This window comes from Vibrio sp. NFR, from assembly GCF_027587095.1.
Lineage (GTDB): Bacteria > Pseudomonadota > Gammaproteobacteria > Enterobacterales > Vibrionaceae > Vibrio > Vibrio harveyi.
The window spans coordinates 1-16,381 of record NZ_JAPPTN010000019.1 but is presented as its reverse complement, the minus strand read 5'-3'; the positions used below and the strand labels follow the sequence as shown (position 1 = coordinate 16,381).

The window sequence follows — 16,381 nt, the reverse complement described above, 5'->3', positions numbered from 1 at the left end:
CCCTTGCTGGTGGAGAGAGTATGACTTACTCACCGGTGTAAACAATCAGCACCTTATCGTCTTGGTATTGGCGTTCGAACGCGTAGTAACCTTCTTGATTGCGAGTGATGTGCTTACCTTGAGCAACCGCTGGGTGGCGTTTACGGAATTCACCCAACTTTTGCCAATGTTGCAGTAGATCTTCACGCTCGCCATGAATCTTATCCCATGGCATATCTGAGCGTGTGCCTTGGTGAGCATCTGAACCAGTAATGCCAAAATCACGAGCTATCTCATCACCGTAATAGATCTGTACTGCACCTGGAGCCAGCATCAGTGCATTTGCGGCACGAGCTTGGTCATCAAAGCTGCGGCTGCGTGCTGACCAAAACAGCTGTGTATCGTGTGAAGATAGGTAGCTCAATACGTTGAACTCAGGATCGGTATTGATGCGCTCTGCATAGCGGCGGTAATCATTATCAAGTTGAGCGAAACACTTCAGCGCTTTTGGCGCTACGTCAGATTGGAACTCGAAGTTGATGATGGAATCGAAGCCGTTATCGAAATACGGGCTCTTCACCACGCTGTGTGCCCACACTTCACCCGTCATCCAGAAAGGTAGATCATCCAAAGCTTTGTCCGGGTTGTTTTGCTTCCACTGGGCAAGCGCTTGGGTGGTACTGGCTTTCAACTCTGCCCACGCTTCCATTTCAACGTGTTTAGCGGTGTCGACACGGAAGCCATCAATGCCATAGTCGCGCACCCAATCGGATAACCACGTAATCAGATGTTCACGTGGGGTTTGTAGCTCATCTTGCGCATTGGTGTTTTTATTGCGGAAGAAGTTTGGGAGTCCGGTTTTCTGAGTCGATTCGGTTTTTAGATCCGGTAGGTAGTTCAAAGACATGGTGATGTCGTTGTAGCCCGGAGCATCGTAGTCACCAATGTCGGTACGGATCCAATCTTTGCCCCACCATTTATCCCACGCTTCGCTATCACCGTATTTGATGTAGTCGTTGAAGCTATGCCAGCTTTGTCCTGATTTTGGTTGCCAGTCGGTCCATTTTTCACCGAGGACTTCTTTGGCTTCTTGGTCATCAAGGTAAAGCTGACCAAATCCGAATTCCTGCATGTCTGCTAATGTCGCGTAACCTGTGTGGTTCAAGACTACATCCCAAATCACGCGAATGCCTTTCTTGTGGGCAGTATCGACGAAGGTTCTGAGTTCATCTTCGGTACCCATGTTGGCATCAAGCTTGGTCCAATCTTGGTGATAATAGCCGTGGTAGCCATAGTGCTTAAAGTCGCCTTTATCGCCGCCGCCAACCCAGCCGTGGATCTGTTCCAGTGGTGAAGTTATCCAGATAGCATTCACACCAAGTGATTCGATGTAATCGAGTTTTTTCGTTAGACCCGCTAAGTCACCACCGTGGAAGGTACCAATCTCATATTTTCCGTCTTTGCTACGACCGTAGCTGTTGTCGTTGTCTGGGTTGCCATTGTAGAAGCGGTCAGTCATGACGAAGTACACCGTTGCGTTATCCCAACTGAACGGTTTATCGACTTGCTGTTCAACTTCTTCTAGCAGCAATAGACCTTGGCTCATAGGACCCGGTTGCATGGTGACGCTGCCATTGGCGACTGTGGCTTCTTGTCCGGTTAAGGCATCACGAACGACAGTGCCATCATTAAAGGTTTGAGCAACATTGATGGTTTTTGGCGTGTCAGTTGCGACAGGGCAAGAGTAGGTGATGTCCTGACTCTGCTTTGGTTTGATTTTGACCGTCAGCTCATTGGTGGTTGGGTTGAGCGTAAATTGATAGGTATTGGCTTTGAAAATGCGCAGCGGCATTTGTGCATCAGTGGCGCAGTTATCCATTTTTAATGGACGATTGAACTTGATGCGATCTTCTTCTGCTAGGGCAAAGCTACTGCCGCAGCTTTGCTTGCTGTCAGCAATGGTAAAGGTATAACTGCCTTTTTCGAGTTTTTGCTCGGCGATAAGTAAGCCTTGTGAGTTTTCTTCAAAAACAGAGGTGTCATCACCAACGCTTAATACGATGGCATTTTCTGGAATCTGGCTGCAGGCGCTCAGTAGACCTATAGAGAGTGCGAGAATTGTTTTTTTCATTGTGTCCTTCCCCCGAATAAACAGTCCAGTTATAGCAAAACTGTGCCTCTACAATCCGAGCTCTACACCAACAAGTTAAACGCGTCTCACCCTACAAATTTTAGTCTTGTTCACAAAATGAATAATAAGCGTCACCTTCATCGGTTTGAAGGCAACAAAAAAGGGAAGCATCTGCTTCCCTTTTAGTTATTTCTTAATCACTTCGAAGAGTAATGAATTACTTTTGAAGCAAAGAAATGTCTGCGATCTGTAGGAACAGGTTACGCAGGTTGTTCAGTAGTGTCAGACGGTTCTTCTTAAGTGCTTCGTCGTCTGCCATTACCATTACGTTATCAAAGAACGCGTCAACTGGTTCACGTAGGTCAGCTAGTTTGCTTAGGGCTTCTTGGTAGTTACCTGTAGCAAATGCTGGCTCTAGCGCTTCTGTCATTACTTCAACGCTTTCTGCTAGTGCTTTCTCTGCGTCTTCTTGTAGAAGTGCTAGGTCGATGTCTGCTGCTAGTTCGCCGTCGAATTTCGCTAGGATGTTACCTACACGTTTGTTCGCTGCTGCTAGAGACTCTGCCGCTTCCAGTTCACGGAAGTGAGAAACCGCTTTAACTCGTTGGTCGAAGTCTGCTGGTTTCGTCGGACGACGAGCTAGAACCGCTTGAATGATGTCTACGCTGAAGCCTTCGTCTTGGTACCAAGCACGGAAACGACCAAGCATGAACTCGATAACGTCTTGTTCAACGTTGTCGTTAGTTAGGCGATCGCCAAATAGTGACTTCGCTTTCGCTACTAGGTCTACAAGATCTAGGTTGTAGCCGTATTCAACGATGATACGTAGTACACCTAGAGATGCGCGGCGCAGTGCGAATGGGTCGCTGCCTTTAGGCGCTTGACCAATACCGAAGATACCTACGATAGTGTCTAGCTTGTCTGCCATTGCAACTGCAGTTGAAACGCCGTTAGATGGCAGTTCATCACCTGCGAAACGAGGCATGTATTGCTCGTTCAGTGCTACTGCAACTTCTTCTGCTTCACCGTCGTGGCGAGCGTAGTGCATACCCATAACACCTTGAGTATCCGTGAATTCGAATACCATTGAGGTCATTAGGTCACATTTTGCTAGTAGACCAGCACGCTTTGATTTCTCAACGTCAGTACCGATTTGTTCAGCAATGTAGCCAGCAAGCTCTGTGATGCGGTCTGTTTTGTCTTTGATCGTACCCAGTTGCTTTTGGAAGATCGCTTGTTCTAGTTCTGGCAGACGGTCGATAAGCGGACGCTTACGGTCTGTGTTGAAGAAGAACTCTGCGTCAGCAAGACGAGGGCGAACTACTTTCTCGTTACCTTCGATTACGTAACGAGGCTCTTTTGATTCGATGTTCGATACGAAGATGAAGTTAGGTAGTAGCTTCTTGTTTTCGTCATAAACAGGGAAGTACTTCTGGTCACCTTTCATGGTGTAAACCAACGCTTCAGAAGGCACTTTTAGGAACTCTTCTTCGAACTTCGCTGTTAGTACTACTGGCCATTCAACCAGAGACGTTACTTCTTCTACTAGGTCATCTTCTAGGTCAGCGATACCGCCAACCGCTGCTGCTGCTTTTTGTGCGTCAGCTAGGATGATTGCTTTACGCGCTTCGTAATCTGCCATTACTTTACCGCGCTCTTCTAAGATCGCAGGGTATTGTTCAGCAGAATCGATAGTGAACTCTTGCTCACCCATGAAGCGGTGACCACGGATAGTGCGGTCTGAAGCGACACCAAGGATCTCGCCTTCGATTAGGTCGCTGCCCATTAGCATGGTTAGCGTCTTAACTGGACGGATAAATTGAGTCGTTTTGTTACCCCAGCGCATTGGTTTTGCGATAGGTAGGTTTGCTAGTGCTTTCGCTGCAAGTTCAACTACGATCTCAGACGTTGGCTGACCTTTCACTTCTTGTTTGAACAGTAGCCATTCACCTTTGTCGGTTACCATGCGCTCTGCTTGGTCAACCGTGATGCCACAACCGCGTGCCCAGCCTTGAGCCGCTTTTGTTGGGTTGCCTTCCGCGTCAAACGCTGCAGAAACCGCAGGACCACGTTTTTCAACAACTTTGTCAGACTGGCTGTCTGCTAGTGCTGCTACTTTAAGTGCAAGACGACGAGGTGCCGCGAACCATTTCACGCCTTCATGAGCAAGCTCAGCGCCTTTTAGTTCTGCTTCGAAGTTTGCTGCGAATGCTTCAGCTAGAGTGCGAAGTTGCGTTGGTGGTAGCTCTTCTGTACCTAGCTCGATTAGAAATTCTTTTGCCATGTTACTCTACCCCTTACGCTTGTTCTTTCTTACACATTGGGAAGCCAAGAGCTTCACGCGATGCGTAGTATGCTTCTGCAACTGCTTTCGTCAGGTTGCGGATGCGTAGGATGTAACGTTGGCGTTCAGTTACTGAGATCGCTTTACGTGCGTCTAGTAGGTTGAATGCATGACCAGCTTTTAGGATACGCTCATAAGCAGGTAGTGGCAGTGGCTTTTCAAGCTCAAGCAGTTCTTTACACTCTTTCTCACACTGTTCGAAGAAACCAAATAGGAAGTCAACGTCTGCGTGCTCGAAGTTGTAAGTCGATTGCTCTACTTCGTTTTGGTGGAAGATGTCACCGTAAGTCACTTTGCTGCCGTCTGGTGCGATGTTCCAAACTAGGTCGTAAACAGAGTCTACTTCTTGGATGTACATTGCTAGACGTTCGATACCGTAAGTGATCTCACCAGTTACTGGCTTACACTCAAGACCGCCAACTTGTTGGAAGTAAGTAAACTGAGTCACTTCCATGCCGTTTAGCCAAACTTCCCAGCCTAGACCCCATGCGCCTAGTGTTGGGTTTTCCCAGTTGTCTTCTACGAAACGGATATCGTGAACAAGTGGGTCAATACCAAGAACTTCTAGAGAACCTAGGTACAACTCTTGGATATTGTCTGGTGATGGTTTTAGCGCTACTTGGAATTGGTAGTAGTGCTGTAGACGGTTAGGGTTTTCACCGTAACGACCATCGGTAGGACGACGTGAAGGTTGTACGTAAGCTGTAGACATTGGCTCTGGGCCAAGTGCTCGTAGACATGTCATTGGATGAGAGGTACCCGCACCCACTTCCATATCTAGCGGTTGAACAATGGTACAACCATTTTGAGCCCAATAATCCTGCAGCGCGAGGATCATTCCCTGGAAGGTTTTGATATCGTATTTTTGCATAAGTCAGGTTCGCGCGATTCTCTTATTACTTGTGAATTCGTCTCTTTTGCTGGGTTTTATAGCCTCAACAATAGCGATTCAAAGTAATTACGGTTGAATAAAATAACAATCAAGTATACCCAGATATTGAGCATGGGAGTAGAGCTAATCTTGATTAATTCGTGGGCAATTTTCTCCTTTAATGGATTTTTACCGCTTTATCTGCTGAATTTTTCCTAAAAGGGAGTTTTCACTGGCTTTCACTCTTGAGGTGATGAGCAAAGGTGGCTAGAATTGCGCCTGTCTTTGGGGAGTAGCTTACTCGATGAAATGCCTATTTCATCTGGTTCGTTCGTCAACATAATTGGTGCAAAATCACCATGGCGTTCGAGACTCATCAACCCGATGAGTTTAGCAAGACCTTAGACAAATCATCATGAACCGGGGTGGGGCGTGAGATTTGTCTTAGGTTAAAAATAATTATCCCGCCCCAATGAGCATGTCGTGAGCGTTTTAGCTATTTCAATTACTACTGTAGCGTTAGCAGAAATTGGCGATAAGACCCAATTGCTATCTCTATTACTTGCCAGTCGTTACCGCAAGCCAATCCCTATTATTGCCGCAATCTTTTTGGCAACCATTGCCAACCACGCTTTGGCTGCATGGTTAGGTGTGGTTGTGGCAGATTACCTTTCGCCTGAGGTTTTAAAATGGGTGCTGGTGGTTAGTTTTGTCGCCATGGCGGCTTGGGTGCTGATCCCAGATAAACTGGATGATGACGAACAGATCTCCAACCGTGGTCCATTCATTGCGAGTTTTATTGCTTTCTTCGTTGCGGAGATTGGCGACAAGACTCAGATTGCAACTTCTATCTTGGGTGCGCAATACGCAGATGCATTGAGTTGGGTGATTCTTGGTACCACGATCGGCATGTTGCTTGCCAATGTTCCCGTGGTTTTAATCGGCAAGCTATCGGCGGATAAGATGCCTTTAGGATTGATTCGTAAGGTGACCGCTTTCCTATTTATTGCCCTTGCTATTGGTGCAGCATTTTTCTGATCATCTTAAAGATAAATCGTGTTAATTATCAATAACTAGTGAAATTATGCATGAGTTCAAACTCTGGTTCAAAATCATTCAGGACCGTGACGGATGACATATTAGTGTCATACTTGTCATGGTACTTTAATGGTGTGAATGATAGCGAGAGGGCAAGGTTATGCTTACACGTTACATGGGGATGACCCCAAAGAGTCAGAGTTATTTATTCACCTTTGGTTTAGCGCTGTGCTTATTGGCAATGGTGTTGACCGATATGTGGTTGCCGATTGTTGCAGGGACCTTCATCCTTACTGGTCTAACAGTAGAGGCTTGGATTCGGGTCGCGCATATTATTCCGATGCATGAAGAGATGCGTGCAATGAGAAAGCAACTGAACAAGCTACAATCTGAAGTTCGCACACTAGAATACGATGAATAAACAAACGGCAGCCAATTGGGCTGCCGTTTTTGATCTTGCTGAGATTATTCCAAACCTTTCTTGATCAGGTACTGGTATGGAAGCTGTTCCGTTTGTGCCGCAATCAGCTGGTGATCCATAAATCGACAGAAACTCGGGATATCTCGAGTTGTGGATGGGTCGTCTGCTTTAACTAGCAATACCTCACCATCTTGCATGTTTCGAATTGTCTTCCTGACCATCATCACTGGCTCTGGGCAGCGTAATCCTTCCGCCTCTAATGTCTTGGTCGCCAGTTCAGGATTAAAGCTCATAGTGTGATTCTCGTAACTAACTGAGCGTTGAATTTTACTTTCGTTGAAAAAATATTCAATAACCACTTGGCAAACCGAATTTTTTGATTTACCTTAAATTAACAATTTGGTAACAACTGGCAAGGAGAGACGATGTTAACAGCGTTAGACAGACTAACCATCTATTCGGTTTTATGTTTTATCTCGTTCTGTGCATTGGTACTTAGGACGCCAGGTGAAACCTCATTGATGCCTCTTGTAGGCATGAGTGCAACGATTATTGGGATTTGGATTGAGATGCACAAATGGTCAGGTGCATCAGAGCAAGAAAATTAGCGCTTCTTGCTGTAATCGGAACCTATTGATATACCGCTCACCAAGTTTAACGACACTTCATTCCGACACTATCCCCATTTTTCTTGGGCTTCCCCGCTGAAAGGCGGGATTTTTTTTGCCTGAAGAGTACAATTTACCTAAATCCTCTACATGTTAAGTGGCAAATCGTGGAATTAGAAGACATCTATCGTCGAGACCTGAATTTATTGGTCGCATTACGTGTGCTGATTGAAGAGAGCAGTGTCAGTAAAGCAGCAACTCGCCTCAATTTAAGCCAATCGGCAATGAGTCGTGTGCTAGGGCGTTTACGTGATCTGCTTGGTGACCCACTGTTTACTCGTCAAGGTCAGCACTTGATCCCAACTCAAAAAGCGTTAGAAATTGATCGCTCTTTGGGTGAGCCTTTGGAGTCACTACGCCAATTGCTTTCTCCACGTGAGTTTGATCCACGCAGTTGCGATCAGACGTTTAATATCGCGACAACTGATTACGCGATGCAAACCATTCTGCCCTTCGCGTTGCCGCGTATCTATCAAGAAGCACCGAATGTGTCGTTTAACTTCTTGCCGCTGCAACACGACCGCTTATCTGATCAATTAACATATGAAGGCGCGGACTTAGCGATTTGTCGTCCAACAGGTCCAGTGGAGCCATTACGCAGTGAAGTGTTAGGGCGAGTTGGTGTGTTGTGTATGCTATCTAAGCAGCACCCGCTAGCTGAGAAAGAGATGAGTCTGGATGATTATCTCAGTCATCCGCATGCCATGATTGCCATTAGTGATGGGGTTAAAGCGCTGATTGAACAAGCGCTGGTGGAGAAGCCGCAACGTCAGATGGTATTACGCGCTTATCACTTGGAAGCGGCGCTGGCGATCGTTGATACTCTGCCAATTATTATTACCGTGCCTGCCGATTTAGCGTACTTGGTTGCTGATCGCTATGACTTAGTAGTGAAGCCATTACCATTCCAATTCACGCCGTTTGAATATTCGATGATTTGGCACGCACGTTGCGAACACTCTCCCGCTCAAGAATGGTTGCGTGCAGTAGTTCGTGAAGAATGTAGTCGTCTTATTGCTAAACGAATTGAAGATATGGGGTTGGACTGATTTTTCCAAAAATCGAAATAGCAAAAAGCCGGGCAATGACCCGGCTTTGTTTATTCTATCGAAGAGTTAACGCTTATAACTTGATAACCACACGACCAGTTACTTGACCGTTTGTGATGTCTTCAGCGTATTTTGGTGCTTCTGCTAGCTCTACTTCAGTACAAGCTTGCTCGAAGTAGCTGTCTGGTAGTAGTTCTACCAATTTTTCCCATGCTGCAGTACGTTTTTCAAATGGGCATGAAACAGAATCCACACCTTGTAGACGAACGTTACGTAGAATGAATGGCATCACTGTCGTCGGTAGATCGAAGCCACCTGCAAGACCACAAGCTGCGACTGCACTGTTGTAATCCATTTGCGCCAATACTTTTGCTAGCACTTTGCTGCCTACGGTATCAACCGCACCTGCCCATACTTGCTTTTCAAGCGGACGTGCTGGTTCTTCAAACTCAACACGGTCGATGATGCGGCTAGCTCCTAGCTTTTCTAGTAGCGGACCATTTTTTTCAACACGACCTGTCACGGCTGCCACTTTGTAGCCAAGCTGTGCTAGAAGCGTCACAGCTACTGAGCCTACACCGCCACTTGCGCCGGTTACTAGGATTTCACCATTTTCAGGTTTGATGCCTGCATCAAGCAGTGCTTGAACACACAGCATGCCAGTGAAACCAGCAGTACCAACCATCATGGCTTTCTTGCTGTCCAGACCTTTTGGTAGTGGTACTAGCCAATCTGCTTTTAGACGAGCACGTTGAGACATACCGCCCCAATGGTTTTCACCCACACCCCAACCAGTAAGAACAACTTTGTCGCCTGCTTGGTAGCGGTCGTCTTCTGAGCTTACTACCGTACCTGCTAGGTCAATACCCGGCACCATCGGGAAGTTACGGATGATTTTACCTTTACCTGTAATTGCAAGACCGTCTTTGTAGTTCAACGATGAGTAATCAACGTCAATCAGAACGTCGCCTTCAGGCAGTTGTGTTTCATCGATTTTCTCGATGCTAGCGATAGTACGTTTGTCTTCTTGATTTAGAACTAGAGCATTAAACATAAGGTTCTCCGATTGTGCGGTAGCGTGACTCGGGTCACATGCAGCAAGATATCAACTGCTGCTAAGTGTATGTCTTCTTTGTCTATGAATAAAATGAAACTTGAGCATTTAATGTATGCTTTTTGTGCATGTAAGCAATGTTTAGCGTAAAACAAAGGGCGACATCAGATGTCGCCCTTAAGTGTAATACTAAAAAATTTCAGTATTGGTTCATTTGCTCGTGACTGTTGAATTGATCACTACAACCTAGCGTTTCTTAAACAGACTATGGTCGTTCAAATACAGTCGCAATACCCTGACCTAAACCAATACACATGGTTGCGAGACCGTATTTCGCATCTTTCGCTTCCATTAGGTTGATTAACGTCGTTGAGATACGTGAGCCAGAACAACCAAGCGGGTGACCCAATGCAATTGCACCACCGTTAAGGTTGACCTTCTCATCCATAACATCAAGCAGACCCAAGTCTTTAGCACATGGTAGAGACTGCGCGGCAAATGCTTCGTTTAGCTCAACCACGTCCATGTCTTCAATTGAAAGACCAGCACGCTTGAGCGCTTTTTGTGTCGCAGGTACTGGACCGTAACCCATGATTGAAGGATCGCAGCCCGCAATGGCCATACCTTTAATGCGTGCTCGAATCTTCAAGCCAAGTTCATTAGCTTTCTCTTCACTCATGATCAACATCGCTGATGCACCATCAGACAGCGCCGATGATGTACCGGCTGTTACTGTACCGTTGGCTGGGTCGAAAACAGGACGAAGTTGAGATAGACCTTCAACGGATGTTTCAGGGCGAATGACTTCATCGTAATCTAGAGTGAACAGCGTGCCGTCAGCCGCATGACCTTCAATTGGTAGGATTTCGTTTTTAAAACGACCCTCTACGGTTGCAGCATGTGCACGAGCATGGGAACGCGCAGCAAACTCGTCTTGTTGCTCACGGCTAATGCCATGCAGCTTACCAAGCATTTCAGCGGTTAAGCCCATCATGCCTGCTGCTTTTGCAACTGTCTTGGACATACCTGGGTGGAAGTCCACGCCGTGGTTCATTGGTACGTGTCCCATGTGCTCAACACCACCAATTAGGCAGATTTCAGCGTCACCTGTCATGATGGCACGTGTACCATCGTGAAGCGCTTGCATTGATGAACCACACAAGCGGTTAACCGTCACGGCGCCAATCTCAATTGGTAGACCAGCAAGTAGCGCCGCATTACGTGCCACGTTAAAGCCTTGTTCTAAGGTTTGTTGTACACAGCCCCAGTAGATATCTTCAATCTCGCTTGGGTTTACTTGTGGGTTACGTGCAAGAATACCTTTCATTAGGCGCGCAGATAGATCTTCTGCTCGCGTATGACGGAAAGCACCACCTTTAGAGCGACCCATTGGAGTACGTAGACAATCGACTACGACAACATTTCTTGTTTGATTAGTCATTTTAGAATCCCTCCTTAGATAGAACCTTGCTGTTGTGCACCGTAAAAGCTTTCACCTTTCGCCGCCATATCAATCAGCATCTGTGGTACTTGGTACATTGCACCGAGCTCTGAGTATTGTTTTGCCATTGCAACAAACTCAGCAATACCTACGCTATCTAGGTAGCGGAATACGCCACCACGGAATGGAGGGAAGCCAAGACCGTAAACCAATGCCATATCCGCTTCTTGTGGAGTGGCAATGATGCCTTCTTGTAGACACAGTACCACTTCGTTGATCATTGGAATCATCATACGTTGAATGATGGTCTGTTCGTCAAAGTCCAGTTTATCGGCACAAACGTCAGCGAGTACCGGTAAGATTTCTTCAGAGAAGGTTTTCTTAGGCTTACCTTTTCTATCAATGGTGTAGCTGTAGAAGCCATTGCCATTCTTCTGGCCGTATTTATCTGCTTCGAACAGCGCATCTATTGCGTCACGACCTTGTTTGCCCATACGTTCAGGGAATCCTTGTGCCATAACGGCTTGTGCGTGGTGAGCAGTATCAATACCAACAACATCGAGCAAGTATGCAGGTCCCATCGGCCAGCCAAACTTACGTTCCATGATTTTGTCGATTTTCGTAAAGTCAGCGCCATCGCGAAGTAGCATGCTGAAGCCACCAAAGTATGGGAACAATACGCGGTTTACAAAGAACCCAGGGCAGTCATTAACGACAATTGGTGATTTGCCCATTTTCGCTGCGTACGCAACAACGCGATTGATGGTTTCATCAGAGGTATGTTCACCACGGATGATCTCAACAAGAGGCATGCGGTGCACTGGGTTGAAAAAGTGCATGCCACAGAAGTTTTCTGGGCGTTTTAGCGATTTTGCCAACAGGTTGATAGGAATTGTCGAGGTGTTTGAGGTAATAACGGTATCGTCACCGACATGCGATTCGACTTCACTCAAAACTGCTGCTTTTACTTTCGGGTTTTCTACTACGGCTTCAACAATCACGTCTGATTCTTCGATGCCTGCGTAATGTAGGCTTGGTGTGATAGACGCTAAAATACCAGCCATCTTAAAGCCATCAATGCGACCACGAGATAAGCGTTTATTTAGCAGCTTAGATGCTTCAGTCATGCCTAAATCGAGTGAAGGTTGCGCGATGTCTTTCATTAACACCGGTACGCCTTTTAATGCAGATTGGTAGGCGATGCCGCCGCCCATAATGCCCGCACCAAGCACAGCCGCACGTTGCGTGTCTTTACTCGCTGACTTCGCTGATTTTTTAGCAAGCCCTTTGATGTATTGGTCGTTGAGGAACAAGCCAACCAGTGATTTTGCTTCTTCAGACTTAGCCAGTTTTACGAAGTGCTTACGTTCAATGTCGAGTGCTTCGTTACGAGCGAAACGAGCGCCTTCTTCAATAGTAATAACGGCTGTCATTGGAGCGGGGTAGTGAGGACCCGCTTTTTGTGCCACCAGACCCTTCGCCATGGTAAAGCTCATCATTGATTCAAGCTTACTTAGCGTTAGAGGTGATGTCTTTTGCTTGCGACGAGCTTGCCAGTCCAACTTCTCGTTGATTGCTGAGGTCAGTGTCTTGAATGCTGACTCGTAAAGTGCGTCGTTATCAACAACCGCATCCAGAAGACCAATCTTTAACGCTTCATCCGCACGACACGCTTTACCTTGAGTGATCACTTCCATTGCGCTGTCGGCGCCAATAACACGTGGCAGACGTACACAACCACCAAAGCCCGGCATGATGCCCAGTTTTGTTTCTGGTAGACCGATGCTGGTGGTCTTGTCACCAATTCGCATATCAGTTGCAAGCACACACTCACAGCCGCCGCCTAACGTGTGGCCTTTTAGTACCGAGATAGTTGGGACAGGTAAGTCTTCCAGCTTATTGAAGATGCTGTTAGCAAATTGTAGCCACTGATCGAGTTCAGCGTCTGTCTTAGCGAAAAGACCTAAGAATTCGGTGATATCAGCGCCAACAATGAACGCGTCTTTATCTGAGGTGAGCATCAAGCCCTTCAGTCCTTGGTGCGCTTTTAGTGCATCAAGGGCTTTGTCGAGTGACTCTAGTGTCGCTAGGTCGAGCTTGTTAACGGATTTTGGAGAGCAGAAGCTTAGTTCTGCAATACCATCTTGTACTTCCTTTACCTGTAGGGTTTTGGCTTGGTAAATCATTGTCTATCTCCATGACATACAATCTTGGATTGTCTGTATACCGATTTGTTGCGGGCTGAGCGCCTGTCGAGCAGCAAATAGATATAGAGGAAAGTCGTTTTATTTATTGTTCTGGTTAGACCAGTGAAGTTAGTTTGGACTTCGGACTGGTTAATTTCAATACATTTTTTAAACAAGTGTTTAACATTGTGCGCTAAGGCAGATCTTATGCGACTCACAATTACCTCTCGTGATAGACTTTAGACAAAGAGAAAAGTGACTTAATCCTATGAATGACCTGCCTTATCTGATTCCTGCTCAGCCTGCTCAATTTGAAGAAGAGATCAAAAAGAGTGTCTTTATTACTTACTTAGCACATACGCCAAGCGTGGAAGCGGCGAAAGCATTCGTTGAGCAGATCAAAACCAAGCATGCTGATGCAAGACACAACTGCTGGGGATTTGTTGCTGGTCGACCAGAAGATTCGATGAAGTGGGGCTTTAGTGATGATGGAGAACCTTCAGGGACAGCAGGTAAACCAATCCTTGCTCAGCTGTCTGGCTCTGGAGTTGGAGAGATTACCGCTGTAGTGACTCGATATTCTGGCGGCATTAAGCTTGGTACAGGTGGTTTGGTCAAAGCCTATGGTGGCGGCGTGCAACAAGCGCTCAAGCTGCTTCAAACAATTGAGAAAAAAATAACCACAAAACTCCGACTAGAGTTAGACTATGGGTTTATGCCTATCGCACAGTCGCTTATGCCCCAGTTTGGTGCGGTTGAAGTGGATGCTGAATACAGCGATCAGGTGGTATTAGTGGTGGAAATTGAGCTACGTGAAGTGAGCGCGTTTACCCAAGTTATCATCAACAAAAGTGGTGCAAAGGCAATTGTCACCCCACTAGACGGACAATAATGAAAAATAGGAAGCCACAGGGACAGCTTCGCTAGTCAATCAATCCATGCAATTTCGTTCAATTATTCGAATCGTCGGGCTATTGCTCGCACTTTTTAGTGTCACAATGCTCGCGCCTGCGCTAGTTGCGCTTATCTATCGAGATGGTGCGGGTGTACCTTTTGTCACGACTTTCTTCGTACTTCTTGTGTGCGGTGGGATCTGTTGGTTCCCAAACCGCAGGCATAAACACGAGCTTAAAGCGCGTGATGGCTTCCTTATTGTTGTTCTTTTCTGGACTGTACTTGGCAGTGCTGGCTCTATCCCTTTTCTGATCTCAGATAACCCCAATGTATCTGTGACTGACGCTTTTTTTGAGTCCTTCTCTGCTTTAACGACAACAGGTGCGACGGTGATCGTCGGGCTCGACGAGTTGCCAAAAGCGATTCTCTTTTATCGCCAACTTCTACAGTGGTTTGGCGGTATGGGTATCATCGTATTGGCGGTAGCCATTCTTCCTGTTCTTGGTATCGGTGGTATGCAGCTGTATAGAGCTGAAATACCAGGACCAGTAAAAGATACTAAGATGACCCCACGTATTGCTGAGACAGCAAAAGCACTGTGGTACATCTACTTGAGTTTGACTATCGCATGTGCCGTAGCATTTTGGCTAGCAGGCATGACGCCGTTTGATGCCATTAGTCATAGCTTCTCCACGATTGCCATCGGTGGTTTCTCTACGCACGATGCCAGCATGGGCTATTTCGATAGTTATGCCATTAACATGATTACCGTTGTCTTCTTGTTAATCTCGGCATGTAACTATTCTTTGCACTTTGCCGCGTTTGCGTCTGGTGGCGTGCATCCTAAATACTATTGGAAAGACCCAGAGTTTCGCGCGTTTATCTTTATTCAAGTGGTTCTGTTCTTGGTTTGCTTCTTATTATTATTGAATCATCACTCGTATGACTCTCCTTATGATGCCTTCGACCAAGCCTTGTTCCAAACTGTGTCAATCTCTACTACTGCAGGTTTTACTACAACCGGCTTTGCTGATTGGCCGTTGTTCTTGCCAGTGTTGTTATTGTTCTCTTCTTTCATCGGTGGTTGTGCTGGTTCGACTGGTGGTGGCATGAAAGTGATCCGTATTCTGCTACTGACTTTACAAGGTGCTCGTGAGCTGAAGCGTTTGGTGCACCCTCGTGCGGTGTACACCATCAAAGTGGGTGGCAGTGCGCTACCGCAGCGTGTTGTTGATGCGGTTTGGGGATTCTTCTCTGCTTACGCGCTCGTATTTGTGGTTTGTATGCTGGGGTTGATTGCGACTGGCATGGATGAGCTAAGTGCGTTCTCGGCGGTAGCTGCGACTCTGAACAACCTCGGTCCTGGCTTAGGGGAAGTAGCACTTCACTTTGGTGATGTTAATGACAAAGCAAAATGGGTATTGATTGTTTCTATGCTGTTTGGTCGTTTGGAAATCTTTACCTTACTTATTTTACTTACGCCGACGTTTTGGCGCAGTTAAGGGGAAATTGTGGCAAAAGCATTATTTCTATATTCTTCCCGAGAAGGGCAGACTAAAAAAATTCTCCACTATATAGATGAGCAGCTATTAGAGTTCGATTGCGAGCTGGTGGATTTACATAGTGTAGAGACGATTGATTTCAGCCAATACGACAGAGTATTGATTGGAGCCTCTATTCGTTATGGTCATCTTAATAAGAAGCTGTACCAGTTTATTGAGCGAAACCTCAATCAACTTGAACAAAGTAAAGTGGCATTTTTCTGCGTAAACCTAACTGCTCGCAAAGAAGACCAAGGAAAAGATACGCCAGAGGGTAGCGCTTACATTCGTAAGTTCCTGACCAAGTCGCCTTGGAAACCAATCTTAATTGGTGTTTTTGCTGGTGCTCTTTATTATCCTCGTTATGGTTGGTTCGACAAAACTATGATTAAGTTCATTATGTCGATGACAGGGGGCGAAACCGATACGACCAAAGAAGTGGAATACACCAATTGGGAAAAAGTGGCTCTTTTTGCAGATAAATTCAAAGAACTGTAGAAATAACGTGCTCTTTTGAACGCTTTTGATGCAAATTTATCCGAACGATAAAAAAATCAAAAAAAACGAGAAAAAGGGCTTGCCAATGTGATCGCAATCTCTATAATGCCACCTCGCTGACACGGCAACGCTTCGAAAGAAACGAAGTCAAATTAGCAAGGCAATTAGCCAAGCGGAAGCGCTTGATAAAAAGTTTGAAAAAAGTGATTGACACTAAACTTTAACTCGCTAAAATGGCCATCCGATTTGAGCAAAGCTCAATAGGA

14 protein-coding genes are annotated in these 16,381 nt (G+C 46.1%); 7 read left to right on the top strand and 7 right to left on the bottom strand.

Translation table 11 applies throughout. The features are described from left to right. Window positions 1-25: 25 nt before the first annotated feature. The 3 genes from OH463_RS24240 to glyQ all read right to left on the bottom strand — a co-directional run bounded on the left by OH463_RS24240 (window position 26) and on the right by glyQ (window position 5,325). Complete coding sequence (locus OH463_RS24240; RefSeq protein ID WP_269992928.1) at window positions 26-2,110, bottom strand: alpha-amylase; 2,085 nt, start codon at window positions 2,108-2,110, stop codon at window positions 26-28. Between the two features lie 217 nt (window positions 2,111-2,327). Next, window positions 2,328-4,394 (bottom strand): glycine--tRNA ligase subunit beta, encoded by a 2,067-nt coding sequence (gene glyS, locus OH463_RS24235; RefSeq protein ID WP_009699104.1) that lies wholly within the window; start codon window positions 4,392-4,394, stop codon window positions 2,328-2,330. Between the two features lie 13 nt (window positions 4,395-4,407). Next, entirely contained in the window at window positions 4,408-5,325 is a 918-nt protein-coding gene (glyQ, locus tag OH463_RS24230; RefSeq protein ID WP_005451074.1) for a glycine--tRNA ligase subunit alpha, read from the bottom strand. A 483-nt stretch (window positions 5,326-5,808) separates the two neighbouring features. Between glyQ and OH463_RS24225 the strand changes: the two genes are divergently transcribed. Together OH463_RS24225 and OH463_RS24220 are read left to right on the top strand one after the other, a co-directional pair. Further along, a complete protein-coding gene (locus OH463_RS24225; RefSeq protein WP_005451076.1) occupies window positions 5,809-6,363 on the top strand; it encodes a TMEM165/GDT1 family protein in 555 nt (184 codons plus the stop codon). A 160-nt stretch (window positions 6,364-6,523) separates the two neighbouring features. Next, complete coding sequence (locus tag OH463_RS24220; RefSeq protein WP_005451077.1) at window positions 6,524-6,784, top strand: hypothetical protein; 261 nt, start codon at window positions 6,524-6,526, stop codon at window positions 6,782-6,784. A gap of 44 nt (window positions 6,785-6,828) precedes the next feature. Here OH463_RS24220 and tusA read toward each other — a convergent pair whose 3' ends face one another. Continuing rightward, window positions 6,829-7,077 carry a sulfurtransferase TusA gene (tusA, locus tag OH463_RS24215; protein ID WP_005426051.1) on the bottom strand — a complete coding sequence of 83 codons (249 nt, stop codon included), beginning with the start codon at window positions 7,075-7,077 and terminating at the stop codon, window positions 6,829-6,831. 132 nt (window positions 7,078-7,209) lie between these two features. On the opposite strand from tusA, the gene OH463_RS24210 reads away from it, so the two are divergent. Together OH463_RS24210 and OH463_RS24205 are read left to right on the top strand one after the other, a co-directional pair. Then, window positions 7,210-7,392 carry a hypothetical protein gene (locus OH463_RS24210; RefSeq protein WP_005426049.1) on the top strand — a complete coding sequence of 61 codons (183 nt, stop codon included), beginning with the start codon at window positions 7,210-7,212 and terminating at the stop codon, window positions 7,390-7,392. Between the two features lie 167 nt (window positions 7,393-7,559). Continuing rightward, on the top strand, window positions 7,560-8,501 hold the full coding sequence (locus OH463_RS24205; protein ID WP_009699107.1) for a LysR family transcriptional regulator: 942 nt from the start codon (window positions 7,560-7,562) through the stop codon (window positions 8,499-8,501). Between the two features lie 73 nt (window positions 8,502-8,574). Here OH463_RS24205 and acuI read toward each other — a convergent pair whose 3' ends face one another. The 3 genes from acuI to fadB all read right to left on the bottom strand — a co-directional run bounded on the left by acuI (window position 8,575) and on the right by fadB (window position 13,182). Then, the gene (acuI, locus tag OH463_RS24200; RefSeq protein ID WP_269992924.1) at window positions 8,575-9,555 is read right to left on the bottom strand and encodes an acrylyl-CoA reductase (NADPH); all 981 of its coding nucleotides are present in this window, start codon (window positions 9,553-9,555) and stop codon (window positions 8,575-8,577) included. A gap of 265 nt (window positions 9,556-9,820) precedes the next feature. Further along, window positions 9,821-10,996: an acetyl-CoA C-acyltransferase FadA gene (gene fadA, locus OH463_RS24195; RefSeq protein WP_005426042.1), complete on the bottom strand. Its 1,176-nt coding sequence runs from the start codon at window positions 10,994-10,996 to the stop codon at window positions 9,821-9,823. A gap of 14 nt (window positions 10,997-11,010) precedes the next feature. Next, window positions 11,011-13,182 (bottom strand): fatty acid oxidation complex subunit alpha FadB, encoded by a 2,172-nt coding sequence (gene fadB / locus OH463_RS24190; protein ID WP_269992922.1) that lies wholly within the window; start codon window positions 13,180-13,182, stop codon window positions 11,011-11,013. Window positions 13,183-13,450: 268 nt separating this feature from the next. Between fadB and OH463_RS24185 the strand changes: the two genes are divergently transcribed. The 3 genes from OH463_RS24185 to hemG are packed head-to-tail and all read left to right on the top strand — an operon-like array spanning window position 13,451 to window position 16,115. Further along, complete coding sequence (locus OH463_RS24185) at window positions 13,451-14,074, top strand: YigZ family protein (RefSeq protein WP_017191025.1); 624 nt, start codon at window positions 13,451-13,453, stop codon at window positions 14,072-14,074. 46 nt (window positions 14,075-14,120) lie between these two features. Then, window positions 14,121-15,578, top strand: coding sequence for a TrkH family potassium uptake protein (locus tag OH463_RS24180; RefSeq protein ID WP_005451087.1), 1,458 nt, complete (start codon window positions 14,121-14,123; stop codon window positions 15,576-15,578). A gap of 9 nt (window positions 15,579-15,587) precedes the next feature. Further along, window positions 15,588-16,115 (top strand): menaquinone-dependent protoporphyrinogen IX dehydrogenase, encoded by a 528-nt coding sequence (gene hemG / locus OH463_RS24175; RefSeq protein ID WP_005451088.1) that lies wholly within the window; start codon window positions 15,588-15,590, stop codon window positions 16,113-16,115. Window positions 16,116-16,381 lie beyond the last annotated feature (266 nt).